The 14,582-nt window shown below is 65.4% G+C and carries 17 protein-coding genes; 12 read left to right on the top strand and 5 right to left on the bottom strand.

Annotation, left to right across the window (positions count from 1 at the left end; translation table 11 throughout):
* Positions 1-80: 80 nt before the first annotated feature.
* The 4 genes from dnaK (at position 81) to AC1MH0_RS07105 (ending at position 4,282) form a co-directional block, all read left to right on the top strand.
* The gene (gene dnaK, locus AC1MH0_RS07120; protein WP_480965301.1) at positions 81-1,988 is read left to right on the top strand and encodes a molecular chaperone DnaK; all 1,908 of its coding nucleotides are present in this window, start codon (positions 81-83) and stop codon (positions 1,986-1,988) included.
* Positions 1,989-2,109: 121 nt separating this feature from the next.
* The gene (gene dnaJ / locus AC1MH0_RS07115) at positions 2,110-3,243 is read left to right on the top strand and encodes a molecular chaperone DnaJ (RefSeq protein ID WP_277984288.1); all 1,134 of its coding nucleotides are present in this window, start codon (positions 2,110-2,112) and stop codon (positions 3,241-3,243) included.
* A gap of 34 nt (positions 3,244-3,277) precedes the next feature.
* Entirely contained in the window at positions 3,278-3,748 is a 471-nt protein-coding gene (locus tag AC1MH0_RS07110) for a hypothetical protein (protein WP_480965300.1), read from the top strand.
* Positions 3,749-3,823: 75 nt separating this feature from the next.
* Positions 3,824-4,282 carry a TM2 domain-containing protein gene (locus AC1MH0_RS07105; protein WP_480965299.1) on the top strand — a complete coding sequence of 153 codons (459 nt, stop codon included), beginning with the start codon at positions 3,824-3,826 and terminating at the stop codon, positions 4,280-4,282.
* A gap of 67 nt (positions 4,283-4,349) precedes the next feature.
* On the opposite strand, the gene AC1MH0_RS07100 is transcribed toward AC1MH0_RS07105, so the two are convergent.
* Positions 4,350-4,562 (bottom strand): hypothetical protein, encoded by a 213-nt coding sequence (locus tag AC1MH0_RS07100; protein WP_480965298.1) that lies wholly within the window; start codon positions 4,560-4,562, stop codon positions 4,350-4,352.
* 152 nt (positions 4,563-4,714) lie between these two features.
* Positions 4,715-6,013 (bottom strand): adenylosuccinate lyase, encoded by a 1,299-nt coding sequence (gene purB, locus AC1MH0_RS07095; protein WP_107954426.1) that lies wholly within the window; start codon positions 6,011-6,013, stop codon positions 4,715-4,717.
* 231 nt (positions 6,014-6,244) lie between these two features.
* On the opposite strand from purB, the gene AC1MH0_RS07090 reads away from it, so the two are divergent.
* A complete protein-coding gene (locus AC1MH0_RS07090; RefSeq protein WP_480965297.1) occupies positions 6,245-6,673 on the top strand; it encodes an EF-hand domain-containing protein in 429 nt (142 codons plus the stop codon).
* A 78-nt stretch (positions 6,674-6,751) separates the two neighbouring features.
* On the opposite strand, the gene AC1MH0_RS07085 is transcribed toward AC1MH0_RS07090, so the two are convergent.
* The 3 genes from AC1MH0_RS07085 to radC all read right to left on the bottom strand — a co-directional run bounded on the left by AC1MH0_RS07085 (position 6,752) and on the right by radC (position 8,215).
* Positions 6,752-7,153, bottom strand: a complete 402-nt coding sequence (locus AC1MH0_RS07085) for a BLUF domain-containing protein (protein WP_082453165.1) — start codon at positions 7,151-7,153, stop codon at positions 6,752-6,754.
* 65 nt (positions 7,154-7,218) lie between these two features.
* On the bottom strand, positions 7,219-7,428 hold the full coding sequence (locus AC1MH0_RS07080; protein WP_244186988.1) for a hypothetical protein: 210 nt from the start codon (positions 7,426-7,428) through the stop codon (positions 7,219-7,221).
* Positions 7,429-7,510: 82 nt separating this feature from the next.
* On the bottom strand, positions 7,511-8,215 hold the full coding sequence (radC, locus tag AC1MH0_RS07075) for a RadC family protein (RefSeq protein WP_056065124.1): 705 nt from the start codon (positions 8,213-8,215) through the stop codon (positions 7,511-7,513).
* An 86-nt stretch (positions 8,216-8,301) separates the two neighbouring features.
* Between radC and AC1MH0_RS07070 the strand changes: the two genes are divergently transcribed.
* The 7 genes from AC1MH0_RS07070 (at position 8,302) to AC1MH0_RS07040 (ending at position 14,551) form a co-directional block, all read left to right on the top strand.
* Positions 8,302-11,481 (top strand): intermembrane phospholipid transport YdbH family protein, encoded by a 3,180-nt coding sequence (locus tag AC1MH0_RS07070; protein ID WP_480965296.1) that lies wholly within the window; start codon positions 8,302-8,304, stop codon positions 11,479-11,481.
* Between the two features lie 47 nt (positions 11,482-11,528).
* Entirely contained in the window at positions 11,529-11,705 is a 177-nt protein-coding gene (locus AC1MH0_RS07065; RefSeq protein WP_082471058.1) for a YnbE family lipoprotein, read from the top strand.
* A 1-nt stretch (position 11,706) separates the two neighbouring features.
* Complete coding sequence (locus tag AC1MH0_RS07060) at positions 11,707-12,102, top strand: YdbL family probable chaperone protein (RefSeq protein WP_480965295.1); 396 nt, start codon at positions 11,707-11,709, stop codon at positions 12,100-12,102.
* A 480-nt stretch (positions 12,103-12,582) separates the two neighbouring features.
* A complete protein-coding gene (locus tag AC1MH0_RS07055; protein WP_056488546.1) occupies positions 12,583-12,903 on the top strand; it encodes an AtpZ/AtpI family protein in 321 nt (106 codons plus the stop codon).
* Positions 12,904-12,973: 70 nt separating this feature from the next.
* The gene (locus AC1MH0_RS07050) at positions 12,974-13,732 is read left to right on the top strand and encodes a F0F1 ATP synthase subunit A (RefSeq protein WP_056056028.1); all 759 of its coding nucleotides are present in this window, start codon (positions 12,974-12,976) and stop codon (positions 13,730-13,732) included.
* A 39-nt stretch (positions 13,733-13,771) separates the two neighbouring features.
* The gene (locus AC1MH0_RS07045) at positions 13,772-13,999 is read left to right on the top strand and encodes a F0F1 ATP synthase subunit C (protein WP_055873230.1); all 228 of its coding nucleotides are present in this window, start codon (positions 13,772-13,774) and stop codon (positions 13,997-13,999) included.
* Between the two features lie 57 nt (positions 14,000-14,056).
* Positions 14,057-14,551, top strand: a complete 495-nt coding sequence (locus AC1MH0_RS07040) for a F0F1 ATP synthase subunit B family protein (RefSeq protein WP_132737615.1) — start codon at positions 14,057-14,059, stop codon at positions 14,549-14,551.
* The last annotated feature ends 31 nt before the right edge of the window (positions 14,552-14,582 follow it).

The raw sequence follows: 14,582 nt of genomic DNA, 5'->3' as shown, positions 1-14,582 counted from the left end.
TCATCAGAAAGGTTCCACTGCCGTAACGGGGTGGAACCGGTTTCGTATTTTCGTTTCAAGTGAGGGGCTAATCAGAACTCATGGCTAAAGTAATCGGTATCGATCTCGGCACGACCAACAGCTGCGTTTCCGTGATGGAAGGCGGCAAGCCCAAGGTCATCGAGAATTCCGAGGGCGCGCGCACCACGCCGTCGATCGTCGCATTCGCCAAGGACGGCGAGCGACTGGTCGGCCAGCCGGCCAAGCGCCAGGCAGTGACGAACGGCGACAACACCATCTTCGCGGTGAAGCGCCTGATCGGCCGTCGTTTCGACGATCCGATCACCAAGAAGGACACCGAGCTGGTCCCGTACAAGATCTCGCGTGGGCCGAACGGCGACGCATGGGTTTCGGCGGGTGGCAAGGATTACTCGCCGTCGCAGATCTCGGCGTTCACGCTGCAGAAGATGAAGGAAACCGCGGAGTCGTATCTCGGCGAGACGGTCGCGCAGGCGGTCATCACCGTTCCCGCGTACTTCAACGACGCACAGCGCCAGGCGACCAAGGATGCCGGCCAGATCGCCGGCCTCGAAGTGCTGCGCATCATCAACGAGCCGACCGCGGCTGCGCTGGCCTACGGCCTCGACAAGCAGGACGGCAAGACCATCGCGGTCTACGATCTCGGCGGCGGCACGTTCGACATCTCGGTGCTGGAAATCGGCGACGGCGTGTTCGAGGTAAAGGCTACCAACGGCGACACCTTCCTCGGTGGTGAGGATTTCGACAACAAGATCGTCCAGTACCTCGCCGACGAGTTCAAGAAGGCCGAGGGCATCGACCTCGCCAAGGACAAGCTGGCGCTGCAGCGTCTGAAGGAAGCGGCCGAGAAGGCGAAGATCGAGCTGTCGTCGGCGCAGTCGACCGAGGTCAACCTGCCCTTCATCACCGCGGACCAGAACGGCCCGAAGCATCTGGTGAAGTCGATCACCCGCGCCGATCTGGAGCGGATGGTCGAGGATCTGGTCAAGCGTACGCTCGAGCCTTGCCGCAAGGCGCTCGCAGACGGCGGCCTGAAGCCCGAGGACATCTCGGAAGTCGTGCTGGTCGGCGGCATGACTCGCATGCCGCGCGTGCGTGAAGTCGTGAAGCAGTTCTTCGGCAAGGAGCCGCACACCGGCGTCAACCCGGACGAGGTCGTCGCGATGGGCGCCGCGATCCAGGCCGGCGTGCTGCAGGGCGACGTCAAGGACGTGCTGCTGCTCGACGTGACGCCGCTGTCGCTGGGCATCGAGACGCTGGGTGGCGTGTTCACCCGCATGATCGATCGCAACACGACGATTCCAACCAAGAAGTCGCAGACCTACTCGACCGCCGACGACAACCAGGGCGCGGTGACGATCCGCGTGTTCCAGGGCGAGCGCGAGATGGCGGCCGACAACAAGATGCTCGGCAATTTCGATCTGGTCGGCATCCCGCCGGCACCGCGCGGCGTACCGCAGATCGAAGTCACGTTCGACATCGATGCGAACGGTCTGGTCAGCGTTTCGGCCAAGGACAAGGGCACCGGCAAGGAGCAGCAGATCCGCATCCAGGCGTCGGGTGGCCTTTCGGACAACGACATCGACCAGATGGTCCGCGACGCCGAGACCTTCGCCGAGGAAGACAAGAAGCGTCGTGCGGGCGCCGAGGCGAAGAACAACGCCGAGTCGCTGGTCCACACCACCGAGCGTCAGCTGGCGGATAACGGCGACAAGGTCGACGAGTCACTCAAGACCGAGATCCAGGCCGCGATCGACGCGACCAAGGCTGCGGTCGAGAGCGGCGATGCGGACGCGATGACCGAGAAGAGCACCGCGCTCGCCCAGGTCGCGATGAAGCTCGGCCAGGCGATCTACGAGAAGCAGGCCCAGGCGGACGCGTCGCCTTCGGCTGATGGCGGTGCGGCGAAGAAGGACGACGACGTCGTCGACGCCGAGTTCTCGGAAGTCGACGACAACCCGAAGGCGTAACCGAAACTCCCTCTCCCCTCTGGGGAGAGGGCCGGGGTGAGGGGCAGCCACGAGCGTTGCCGCCCGGAACTGCCCCTCACCCAACCCTCTCCCCGGAGGGGAGAGGGCTAAGAGGGCCGCTATGAGTACCCAGACAGATTATTACGAACTGCTCGAATGCGAGCGGACCGCGGATGCGGGGACGATCAAGTCGTCCTACCGCAAGCTCGCGATGAAATATCACCCGGACAAGAATTCGGGCTGCAAGGATTCCGAAGCGCAGTTCAAGGCGGTCAGCGAGGCCTACGAATGCCTCAAGGACCCGCAGAAGCGCGCGGCCTATGATCGCTTCGGCCATGCCGCGTTCCAGAACGGCGGCGGTGGCGGTCACGGTGGCGGTGCGCAGGATTTCGGCGGCTTCAGCGATATCTTCGAAAGCGTCTTCGGCGAGTTCATGGGTGGCGCGCAGCGCGGTGGCGGTCGCTCGGCGGCACGACGCGGCGCGGACCTGCGCTACGACATGGAGGTCAGCCTGGAGGAAGCGTTCCACGGCAAGACGACCGAGATCACGATCGACGTCTCCGCGCTCTGCGACACCTGCGACGGCTCGGGCGCGAAGGCCGGTACCCGCGCGAAGACCTGCCAGCATTGCGGCGGTCACGGTAAAGTCCGCGCGCAGCAGGGCTTCTTCGTGGTCGAGCGCGCTTGCCCGGTCTGCAACGGCGCGGGCGAGGTCATCGCCGACCCGTGCCCGGATTGCCGCGGCGAAGGCCGTGTCGAGAAGACCAAGACGCTCTCGATCAACGTCCCCCCCGGTGTCGACGAGGGCACGCGCATCCGCATGTCGGGCGAAGGCGAGGCGGGTGCCCGCGGCGCGCCGTCGGGCGACCTCTACATCTTCCTCCACGTGACCAAGCACAATCTGTTCGAACGCGAAGGCACGACCTTGTTCGCGCGCGCACCGATCAGCTTCACGGTCGCGTCGCTGGGTGGTTCGCTGTCGATCCCCGGCCTCGACGGCCGCACGCACGAGGTGAAGATCCCCGCCGGCATCCAGTCGGGCAAACAGCTCCGCCAGCGCGGCGCTGGCATGCCCGTCCTGCAAGGCCGCGGCCACGGCGACCTCGTCGTCCAGATCGACGTCGAAACCCCCACGCGTCTCAGCAACCGCCAGAAGGAATTGCTCGAGATGTTCCGCGAGACGGAGACGGGCGATGAGTGCCCGGCGAGCCAGGGCTTCTTCGCCAAGCTGAAGGGCGTGTTCGCCGGGGAATGAACCGAGCTACCATACAGAACTAAAGGGGGGCGCAATGCTGGCGTGTCTTTTCACCGCGATCACCTGTTGGCTGGTCATGGCCACCGCCCCCCAGACGCCGATCGACAAGGCACTGCGCCGAGTGCTGATCGACAACCCTGCGGCGCGGTTGGCACGGTTCACGCGGGGCGATGCAGCGGTCATGGTCCTGCTGATGCTGACGACCGCGATGGTCACGCTCGTCGGCGAAGGCGACGGTATCAGGCTGCTCACGCTGGCCGCCCCCGACGTCGCGATCTGGATCACGACGTTCGAGGTTTCCGCCTATGTCGACATTCTAATGGCGGTAGCTGCTGCAGCATCCAGCTTGCGTGTCCGGAGCTTCGTGACGCGCCGGCTCAGCGTATTCACGCGCCGCCCGGCTGCACAAAAGCACAAGCGCGCGATCCGCTCGCGGAAGAAGCGATTGACGAATACCGATAACGACGATGACAGACATTGGTATGACGCTGCGGTCGCTGCCTGACGGCAAGGCGCGCGAGTTGGGACTTGCCTCGTCCGCATCATTCGCCAGAATGCGGCGTGAACACCGAGGAATGATATGCGCGGACAGGTTTTAGGCGTCGATCCCCGCACGGGCGAAGGGCTCGTCGCGGGACAGGACGGACAACGTTACCGGTTCGCGCGCGAGGACTGGGCGCATCGCGGCGAACCGGCGATCGGCCTTGAAGTCGATTTCGAAGCCGCCAACGACCGTGCGCTCAGCGTCTTTCCGATGCCGACCACACCCGGCCCGCGCCGCGCGGTGCCGCCCGCGGCCGTCGCCGTCCCGACCAACGACCGCAACAAGTACGTCGCTGCGGTCATGGCGTTCGTGATCGGCACGCTCGGCATCCACCGCTTCTACCTCAGTCGCACGGGCTCCGGAATCATCATGTTGGTTCTGAGCATCACCGTGATCGGCCTGGTCATCAGCGCACCTTGGGCCTTAATCGACATGATCCGATATTTGATGATGTCCGATGAGGAATTTGCCGCGCGCTACCCGCGCAAGCGATAGTCACTCACGGGCTTGAAACTCCCGGCCTAGCCGCGCCCCCTCGGAAGGGGGCGGGCGGGCCGATGGATCAAAAGGCGGTGATGACCACCCCGACCACCAGCGCCTGAGCCGCGATCGCCAGCATGGTGCTGGTCACGGTTTCGAACATGCGCATGGGTAGGTCTCCGATGCCGGAACAATATCCGGCAAGCGGGATATGGGCATAGTTGCGTGCTGTCGCAATTTTGTAACACGTAATCGCAATTGCGTTGCGTGCACTTTGGGTTGGCTTGGGCGACACATTTGCCCGACCCACCCCCTGCCCCTCCCTGAAAGGGAGGGGCAGGGGGTGGGTCGGTTTCCGCAAATTCCAGACGGAGGTGGCTCGAACTGGCCAACCCACCCCCAACCCCTCCCTTTCAGGGAGGGGGGAGCGAATCTCACTCGACGAGGTCAGGCCGCGCCGAACACGCGAGCGAAGATCGTGTCGACGTGCTTCAGATGATAGCCAAGGTCGAACTTGTCCTCCAGCTCCGCATCGCTCAGCGTCACTTCCGGATCCGCCTTCAGCAGTTCGAGCAGCGACAACGCGCCATCCGAATCCCACACTTTCATCGCGTTGCGCTGCACCAGCCGATACGCGTCCTCGCGGCTCACCCCCGCCTGCGTCAGCGCCAGCAGCACGCGCTGCGAATGGACGAGGCCACCCATCTTGTTGAGGTTCTTCAACATGCGCTCGGGGTACACGACCAGCTTGTCCATCACCCCGGTCAGCCGCGCGAGCGCGAAGTCGAGCGTGATCGTCGCGTCGGGGCCGATGTAGCGCTCGACCGACGAGTGCGAGATATCGCGCTCATGCCACAGCGCGACGTTCTCCATCGCCGGCGTCACATACCCGCGGACCATCCGCGCGAGGCCGGTGAGGTTCTCGGTCAGCACCGGATTGCGCTTGTGCGGCATCGCCGACGAGCCCTTCTGGCCCGGCGAGAAGAACTCCTCCGCCTCGAGCACTTCGGTGCGCTGCAGATGCCGCACTTCGGTCGCGAGCCGCTCGATCGAGCTCGCGATCACGCCCAAGGTCGCGAAGAACATCGCGTGGCGATCGCGCGGGATGACCTGCGTCGAGACGGGCTCGACCGACAGCCCGAGCTTGCCCGCGACATACTCCTCGACGAACGGATCGATGTTCGCGAACGTCCCCACGGCGCCCGAGATCGCACAGGTCGCGACGTCCTCGCGCGCCGCCACCAGCCGCGCGCGGTTGCGGGCGAACTCGGCATGCGCCTGGGCGAGCTTCAGCCCGAACGTCACCGGCTCGGCGTGGATGCCGTGGCTGCGACCGATCGTCGGCGTCATCTTGTGCTCGCGCGCACGGCGTTCGAGCACCACGAGCAGCGCATCGAGATCGGCGATCAGGATGTCGCTCGCCTTCGCCAGTTGCACGGCCAGGCACGTGTCGAGCACGTCGGACGAGGTCATCCCCTGGTGCATGAAGCGCGCTTCGGGGCCGACGTGCTCGGCGACGTTGGTCAGGAAGGCGATGACGTCGTGCTTGGTCTCGCGCTCGATCTCGTCGATCCGGTCGACCTCGAACGCGCCTTTTTCCCAGATCGCGGCGGCGGCTTCCTTGGGGACTACGCCGAGTTCGGCGAGCGCGTCGGTGGCGTGCGCCTCGATCTCGAACCAGATCTTGAAGCGCGCTTCGGGCGTCCAGATCGCGACCATGTCGGGGCGGGAATAGCGGGGGACCATCGGGTTTCCTCGGGAGCGTGAAGGGTAGGGCGCGACGCGTGCCGTTCGGCCCGCGGTTGCATGCGAAACGCGGTAGCAGGACGCAGGAGAAGGTTCAAACACCCGTCGCAAGGTATAAATCTGGTGATGTCGCGCGTATAGAGTGGGTAAGCGGTTCGCGATGCCGAGTATATCTAAGGCATAGTCGCAACGTCGCTTAGTAGACGCGTAGAACACTACCGGAGAGACGCAATGTTGATATATGCTATGCTGGCCGGCGCGGCACTGGTTGCTGCACCCGTATTGGCGCAGACGACCACGACATCCCCGCAGACTTCGGCGCCGGGCGGTCCTGCTGTCGGGCAGGTCGCCCCATCTGGTACGCCGACCGACGCGGTGCCGATGCAGTCCGCCGCTCGCGAACAGCCGGCGACGGGCAGTCAGGTGGCACAGGTCGTCGACACCGAATTTCCGACCTACGACAAGAACGGCGACGGCAAGCTCAGCGCGACGGAATTCGGCGGCTGGATGGTCGCGCTGAAGAGCAAGACCGATCCGTCGACGAAGCCCGACGCGCCCGAAACCAAAAAATGGGTCTCCGCCGCCTTCGCGCAGGCCGATACCGACAAGAGCAAGTCGCTCACCAAAACCGAGGTCACCAGCTTCCTGTCGCAGGGCTGACGGCCACGGCACGTCCGTAAAGCGCCATCGCACGGAGGATCGAGGTCGTCGGGTTCGCGCCCGGCGGCCTTCGTTACGTCAGCCGTCCAGCGAACCCGTCGCCATCAGCGCGAGGAACGGATCGCGCACCCGCTGCGACGCGCCGTTGAGCAGGCGCCGCATACGCGCATCATACGCATCGACAGGATCGTCCGCGCGCCGGTGCGCCATCGTCCAGGCACCGAACTGCCGTTCGTGGATCGGGATATTGTGCTGGAGCGATAGATCGTAATGACGATCGTCCTGCGTAATACGGCCGAACGTCGCGTCGACGAAAGCGGTCGGTCCCTCGATCACCTGAAGAAAATGCGTGCCGTCCGACCACAACAGCCCGGTGATGTCATGCAGCGCATTATTGTGCCGGGACTGTTGCAATATTCCCACGAGATCGGCCTTGTCGCCGGCTATGGTGCTCGAACTCATGTATAGAATTTGGCGCATCGCGTCTCAGGTCGATAGTGGCGACGATCGCTACTATAGATCGGAGACCTGCGACTTGCGGTAGATCAGTCGGCCTTGCGCACCCGATCTTTCGCAATGCGGGTCTCCGCCAGGATCTGCCCCTGCGCCTCGACAGCAGCGTTCAGCAGCCGATCCGAGGTTTCGGCCGCGGCGTCGGGAGTCAATGATACCGCGACCCCGTCCGGCCCGTCGACCATGACCTGACCGTGCTCGGCGGTTACCTCCGAGGCTTCGTCGTGCAACTTGTTATCCACATGCAATTCCTTCGCCCTGACAACGAAGATACGACTGAAAAGGCACGAGGAGTTTCGGATGTTTCTCCTTTATCTGATTGCGTCAGATCAACCCCTGTGCGCGCAGGCTGACATGGCCGCCGGTACCCATCACGATATGGTCGTGGACGGTGATGCCGAGCCGCTTGCCTGCCTCCGCGATCGTCCGCGTGATGTCGATGTCCGCGCGGCTGGGGGAGGGGTCGCCGCTCGGATGGTTGTGGACGAGGATGATCGACGCGGAGCCGAGGTCGATCGCGCGGCGGATGACTTCGCGGACGTACACTGCGGCCTGGTCGATCGAGCCCTTGCTCATCACCTCGTCGCGAATCAGCATGTTCTTGGTGTTGAGGTGCAGCACGCGGAAGCGTTCGATCGCGTGGTGCGCCATGTCGGCACGGAGATAATCGAGCAGCGCCTGCCAGTTGGCGAGCACCGGACGGTCGCTGACGTGCGATTGCAGCAGGCGGATCGCGGCGGCGTGCGCGATCTTGATCGCCGCGGTAGAGATTTCGCCCATGCCCTTCACCCGGCCGAGCGCCTCGGCATCCGCGGTAAGCACCCCGCCAATCCCGCCGAACTCACGCATCAGGGCCTTGGCGAGCGCCTTGGTATCGCCGCGGGGAATGGCGATTGCGAGTAGGTACTCGATGAGTTCATGGTCGAGCAACGCGTCGCTGCCGCCTTCGAACAGGCGTTTGCGCAGGCGGCCGCGATGGCCCTTCAGATCGTCCCCCCGGACGTCAGCGTCTTCGTCCGGTTCGGCCATTTTGCGATGCTAGCACATCCCTGGGCAATTGCATGACGACCTCGCTCCCGCCTATGCAGAGACCTCGAATATGGCGGAGTGCGTTGGTGAGCGAGACGAGCGAGACGGGGGCCGACCCCGGGGCCCATCCTCGCCGTCCTGCGACCGCACGCCGCGTTGCGCTGGGGATCGCGCTGCTGCTGATCGCAGGGCTGGTCGTGCTGTGGCTGGTAAGGAAGCCAATCGCCGAGGGGTTCATCGACCGCGAACTCGCCAAGGCCGGCGTACCTGCGCGCTACGACATCGCGGACCTCGCGCTGGGCGGCCAACGATTGACCAACGTCGTGATCGGCGATCCGGCGCATCCCGACTTGGTCGCCGACTGGGTCGAAACGCGGACCGGCGTCGGGCTGTCCGGGCCGTATCTGGAGGGCGTGCGCGCGGGGCAGGTCCGGCTGCGCGGGCGGCTGGTGGACGGCAAGGTCTCGCTCGGCGCGATCGACAAGCTGCTGCCGGCGCCGTCGGGGAAGCCGTTCGCGTTGCCCGCGCTCGACGTGTCGGTTGCCGATGGGCGGATGCGGCTGGAGACTCCGCAAGGGATCGTCGGGTTGAAGCTGACGGGCTCCGGCAAGCTCGACAACGGGTTCCGCGGTACGTTGGCGGCGATCAGCGAGCGGCTCGACTTCGGCGGATGTGTGATCGACCGGCTCGCGGCAACGGTGAAGCTGCGGGTCGACGCGGCAAAGCCGACGATAACCGGCCCGGTGCGCGTGTCGCGGCTCGCCTGCGGGACGACGCAGACGGAGCGGATCGTGGCCGATCTCGACGTTGGACTCTCGGCCGCGCTCGATCGCTGGCAGGGCAAGGCGACGCTCAAGACGGGCCCGGCACGGACGCCGGGTGCGACTTTGGCCGGCGTCGAGGGCACGATCGACTTCACCGGAAGCGCGGCGGCGACCGGCGGCAAGGCGGACATCGCCGCCGACACGCTTCGCACCACCGAGGGCGGCGCGCGGCGGGTTTCGTTCGCGGGCACCTACCGGATCGGCGAGCAGATCGCGTTCGACGGGCGTGTCCAGGCGAGCGGGGCTGCCGTGGCGCAGAAGCGACTCGCGGGGCTGGCTGGCATCGGTGGTGCGGCCGCGGGGACGCCCGTAGCGCCGTTGGCGACCGCGGTGACGCAGGCGGTCCAGAAGGCCGGCCGCGGATTTGCCGCGGACGCGGACCTTCGCGTGCAGATCGACGGTGGACGCGGGAAAGCGGTGCTGTCCCGTCTGGCCCTCGCCTCCGCCAGTGGTGCGCGTGTAGCGCTCGGTGGCGGCAGCGGGGTCGCGCTCGGCTGGCCGAACAGTGGCGTCCGGCTCGACACGGTTCTCGCGATGCGTGGCGGCGGCCTGCCCGAGGCGCGCGTGTCGCTCGCGCAGGCGAAACCGGGCGCGGCGATCCGCGGTGTTGCCACCATCGCTCCTTATGCGGCGGGTGGCGCGAGCTTGGCGCTGACCCCCGTCACCTTCAGCGCGACGCCGGGCGGGGCAACCTCGATCGCGACGCGCGTTACGCTTGGGGGACCGATCGGTGCGGGCGGTCCCGCCAACCGGGTCGATGGTCTGTCGATGCCGGTTGCGGCGCTTTGGGACGGTCGTGGGCGATTGGTCGTCAACACCGGTTGCGCGCCTTTGGCAGTCCAGCGCTTTGCGATCTCCGGCCTTGTACTCGATCCGTCGCGGCTGACCTTGTGCCCTGTCGACGGCGCACTGATGCAGGTCAACGGCGCGCGGGTCAGCGGCGGCGCGAAGATCGCCGCGGCCAAGCTGGGTGGTCGACTCGGCACAACCGCGATCACGCTCGCGACCGCGGGAGCGATAGTGCGGCTGGCGGATCGCGGCTTTGCGATCGACGGCGTGCAGACGCGCATCGGCGCGCCCGAACGTGTCACGCGACTCGATTTCGGCACCGTCACCGGTCGCATGACCGGGCAGGGCGTGGCGGGCGCGTTCACGGGTGGCTCGGGGCAGATCGCCAACGTGCCGCTGTTGCTCCGCGAGGCTGCCGGCGACTGGACGCTCGTCAAGGGCGCGCTGAACCTCACCGGCGCGATGGGCGTGTCCGATGCCGCGCCAACGCCTAGGTTCAAGCCGCTCGCCGCGCGTACTGTGACTCTCGCGCTGGTCAACGGCACGATCACCGCGGCCGGCACGCTGTTCGAGCCGACCACCAACACCAAGGTCGCCGACGTCACGCTGACTCATGCGCTGGGTGCCGGTGCAGGCAAGGCGGACCTCAACGTCCCCGCGATCGCCTTCGCCAAGGACAAGCTGCAACCCGACGCGCTCACTCCGTTGACGTTCGGCGTCATCGCCGATGTCAACGGATCGATCAGCGGCGAGGGGCATATCGCCTGGAACCCCGACGGCGTGACGAGCACCGGCGTGTTCCGCACCGCCGGCACCGATCTCGCCGCCGCGTTCGGCCCGGTCACGGGAATTGCCACCGAGATTCGCTTCACCGACCTGCTCAACCTCCAGAGCGCACCGGGGCAGGTGGCGACGATCCGTACGCTCAACCCCGGCATCCCGGTCACCGACGGCACGATCCGCTACCAGACGCTCCCGGGTGCGCGCGTGCGCGTTGAGGGCGGGCGGTGGCCGTTCGCGGGCGGATCGCTGACGCTCGACCCGACGCTGCTCGATTTCTCCGCGCAGTCCGAGCGCCGCATGACGTTCCACGTCGCGAACATGGCGGCCGACCAGTTCTTGCAACAGTTCGATTTCAAGAATCTCGACGCGACCGGCATCTTCGACGGCGTGCTGCCGATGATCTTCGACGAGACCGGCGGTCGGATCGAAGGCGGCGACCTGCGCGTCCGGCCGGGCGGCGGCACGCTCGCCTATGTCGGCGACCTCAGCCAGAAGGATCTCGGCGTCTGGGCGAACATCGCGTTCCAGGCGCTGAAGTCGCTCCGCTACCAGTCGTTGCGGGTCGGCATGAACGGGCCGCTTGCGGGCGAGATGGTCACCGACGTGCGGTTCGCCGGGATCAGCCAGGGCGAGGGGGCAAAGGCGAACTTCATCGTCCGTCGCCTGCAGAAACTGCCGTTCATCTTCAATATCCGGATCAAGGCGCCGTTCCGCGGGCTGCTCGATTCGGCGCAGAGCTTCTACGATCCGAAGCGGCTGATCCAGCGCAACCTGCCCGCATTGCTTCAGCAACAGGCCGCGCCGCCGCCGCCTGACCCAACGTCCAAACTCCCAACCATTCAGCCTCCCGCAAGCAGGATCGTGCCATGACCGAAACAGGATTGAAGAAGCTGGAGCAAAGGCCGATCTTGCGTAGGATGACGAGGACGATCGCGATTTTCGGGCTGACGGCGGCCTTGCCGGGCTGCATCAACGTGTCGGCGCCCGACAAGCCGATCGAGATCAACCTCAACATCAACGTCACGCAGGAAGTGGTCTATCGTCTCGATGGCGAGGCGAAATCGTTGATCCAGCAGAATCCGGGGATATTTTGATATGAGCGTTTTCGCAGGCAGGAGTGGGGCCATTGCCATGATTGCCGCAGCGGCGGTTCTCGGCGGCCTTTCGGTGGCGGCGTCGGCGCAGCGCGATCCGGCCTATGCCGCGGCGCGTGCCGGGGGTGAGGTCGGCGAACAGCCCGACGGGTATCTGGGGCTGGTCGGTGCGGCGAGCGGCGATCTGCGCGCGCTGGTCAACAACATCAATATCCAGCGCAAGTCGGCGTATACGCAGAAGGCGCAGGCGAGCGGTGCGACGGTCGAGCAGCTCGCGTTCACGAGTGGGTGCAACCTGATCCTGCAGACCAACCCCGGCGAGAAGTACAAGACCCCCAACGGTGTCTGGAAGACCCGCACCGCCGGGGCCCCCGACCGCGATTCGCGCTGCGTTTGAGCCTGAGCCACTGACGTAACCGCCTCTCCCTCAACCCCCGTCACCACAGCGAAAGCTGGGGTCTCGTGCGGCAAGGGGACGCTCCAATACCCGGATACCCCAGCTTTTGCTCGGGTGACGGGTGTTGGGGGCGATGAAGGGGCCGTTCCCCCGCGGCGCGAAGTCCCGGCTTTCGCCTGGATGACGAAGAGTGCGGCCGTTCCCACGGTCCGTTCTAAAATCCTCCCCCGCTAGGGGGAGGTGGCTGGCTCTTGCCAGACGGAGGGCGAGGCAGGCGAAACCGCTGATTCGTGTCCTCCCCCTCCGTCACCTTCGGCGACACCTCCCCCTGGCGGGGGAGGATCGCAAGCCCCCATTAATGACACCCCTGTCACACCGGTTGACTTGCACCCCCCCCTTTTCTAAACGGACCGCGCCTTGGCGGGATCGCTCGTCGCTGCTTGCTTCCTCCCCGATGCGAAATCAGGTGGAGGAACGTGCGTGGCGGAGATCGAACCCGGACAGGACCCCCAGGGTGTTGAAGATCCGCGACTTTCCGCGCTCGATGAGCGATTGCGAGAGGCGCAGCATCGGGAAACGCTCGCAAAGGGGCAGAAGGGGGCGGATGCCGAGCGGGGTTACTCGCAAGGCAATCGCGTCATTTCCGCTCTGATCGGGAGTCTCGTCGGCAGTGCGCTGATCGGGTGGTTGATAGACCATTGGTTCGGCACTGGCCCTTGGGGGCTGATCGTGCTGCTGTTCCTCGGGATAGCGGTCGCGTTCAGGCAGATCATTCGAATTTCAGGCGAACGCCCGGAGTAACCGGGCGTTTGTCGTATCAAGACGGCAGGGATTCCACGTGGCGGCAGAACAGGGCGGCAAGATCGATCCGATGCACCAGTTCCTGATCGAGCCGGCGTTCGGCTCGCACTGGATCGTAGGTGGTTACGACCTGTCCTTCACCAACTCCGCATTGTGGATGGTGGTGACGCTGGTCGCACTTTGGGCGTTCATGATCGGTGGCATGAAGCGTGAGCTCGTGCCCGGTCGCTGGCAGATGGCGGTCGAGGGCTTCACCGGCTTCATCTCGGGCATGCTCGAGCAGAATGTCGGCCCGGGCGGCAAGCGCTTCGTGCCGTACGTCTTCTCGCTGTTCATGTTCATCCTGTTCGCGAACATCATCGGGCTCTTGCCGTTCGGCATCGTTCCCGGCGTGCATCCGTTCACCGTGACCAGCCACATGACCGTCACCGGCGTGCTGGCGCTGATCAGCTTCGCGATCGTGCTGCTCGTCGGCTTCGGCAAGCACGGCTTCCACTTCTTCTCGCTGTTCGTGCCGAGCGGCACGCCGGCGCTGATGATCCCGCTGATCTTCGTGGTCGAGCTGATGTCGTTCCTGGTGCGTCCGTTCTCGCTCGGTCTGCGACTGTTCGTGGCGATGACCGCGGGGCATATCCTGCTCAAGGTGCTCGCCGCGTTCGTGATCAACGGCCTGAACCTGGGCGGGATGTATATCGGTCTGGTGAGCGCGCCGAGCATGCTGCTGATGATCGGCATCACGCTGCTCGAGCTGCTGGTCGCCGCGATCCAGGCCTATGTGTTCGCGTTGCTGACGTCGGTCTATCTGAACGACGCGGTCAATCTTCACTAAGTTTTCCATTACCTAACTGACTTTTAAAGGGAATTTACCATGGACGCACAAGCAGCAAAGATGATCGGTGCCGGCCTCGCAGCGATCGGCATGGGCCTCGCAGCACTCGGCGTGGGCAACGTGTTCGCCCAGTTCCTCGCTGGCGCTCTGCGCAACCCGGGCGCAGCCGACAGCCAGCAGGGCCGTCTGTTCATCGGTTTCGCAGCAGCCGAGCTTCTGGGTCTGCTCGCCTTCGTCACCATGATCATCCTGGTGTTCGTCGCCTAACCACTCGCTGATTTGGCCGGGCAACCGCGCCCGGCCGGATTAACGCAGGACAGACCAATGCCCCAGATTTCCCAGATAGCCGCTACCTACGCCTCGCAGATCTTCTGGCTGCTCCTCACCTTCGGCATCCTGTATTTCGGGATCGGCAAGGGAATGGTGCCAAAGATCGTGTCCAACGTGGACTCGCGCGAAGGCAAGATCGCCGGCGATCTGGCGGCGGCGGTCGCTGCCCGTGCTCAGGCCGATACGGTCCAGGCGAACTGGCAGGCCGAAATGGACGCGGCCCGCGTTGCGGCGCAGGCCGAGACGGCTGCCGCTGCGAAGCGTGCCGCGACGGCATTCGAGCAGCAGGTCCATGCGGCCGATGCCGAACTCGCCGAGCGTCTGGGTCATCACGATCTGGCGGTCGCGAATGCGAAGGCCGAGGCGCTCTCGAACTTGCAGGGTGTCGCCGCCGAAGCAGCACAGCAATTGGCCGCCAAGGTCGCCGGCCTCCAGGTCAGCCTGGATGCGGCAACCGACGCGGTACGCAGGACGACGGCGCATGGCTAATCCAGATTCGGCCGCAAAGGTCATCCACGAA

The sequence above is a fragment of the Sphingomonas sp. AP28 genome (assembly GCF_056680455.1).
This window is presented reverse-complemented; position numbering and strand designations above follow the sequence as displayed.

What these genes read in the sequence shown, in the direction of transcription:
- dnaK (WP_480965301.1), top strand. Translation starts at nt 81, where the DNA reads ATGGCTAAAGTAATCGGTATCGATCTCGGCACGACCAACAGCTGCGTT.
- dnaJ (WP_277984288.1), top strand. Translation starts at nt 2,110, where the DNA reads ATGAGTACCCAGACAGATTATTACGAACTGCTCGAATGCGAGCGGACC.
- AC1MH0_RS07110 (WP_480965300.1), top strand. Translation starts at nt 3,278, where the DNA reads ATGCTGGCGTGTCTTTTCACCGCGATCACCTGTTGGCTGGTCATGGCC.
- AC1MH0_RS07105 (WP_480965299.1), top strand. Translation starts at nt 3,824, where the DNA reads ATGCGCGGACAGGTTTTAGGCGTCGATCCCCGCACGGGCGAAGGGCTC.
- purB (WP_107954426.1), bottom strand. Translation starts at nt 6,013, where the DNA reads ATGGTCCCCCGCTATTCCCGCCCCGACATGGTCGCGATCTGGACGCCC.
- AC1MH0_RS07090 (WP_480965297.1), top strand. Translation starts at nt 6,245, where the DNA reads ATGTTGATATATGCTATGCTGGCCGGCGCGGCACTGGTTGCTGCACCC.
- AC1MH0_RS07085 (WP_082453165.1), bottom strand. Translation starts at nt 7,153, where the DNA reads ATGCGCCAAATTCTATACATGAGTTCGAGCACCATAGCCGGCGACAAG.
- radC (WP_056065124.1), bottom strand. Translation starts at nt 8,215, where the DNA reads ATGGCCGAACCGGACGAAGACGCTGACGTCCGGGGGGACGATCTGAAG.
- AC1MH0_RS07065 (WP_082471058.1), top strand. Translation starts at nt 11,529, where the DNA reads ATGACGAGGACGATCGCGATTTTCGGGCTGACGGCGGCCTTGCCGGGC.
- AC1MH0_RS07060 (WP_480965295.1), top strand. Translation starts at nt 11,707, where the DNA reads ATGAGCGTTTTCGCAGGCAGGAGTGGGGCCATTGCCATGATTGCCGCA.
- AC1MH0_RS07050 (WP_056056028.1), top strand. Translation starts at nt 12,974, where the DNA reads ATGCACCAGTTCCTGATCGAGCCGGCGTTCGGCTCGCACTGGATCGTA.
- AC1MH0_RS07045 (WP_055873230.1), top strand. Translation starts at nt 13,772, where the DNA reads ATGGACGCACAAGCAGCAAAGATGATCGGTGCCGGCCTCGCAGCGATC.
- AC1MH0_RS07040 (WP_132737615.1), top strand. Translation starts at nt 14,057, where the DNA reads ATGCCCCAGATTTCCCAGATAGCCGCTACCTACGCCTCGCAGATCTTC.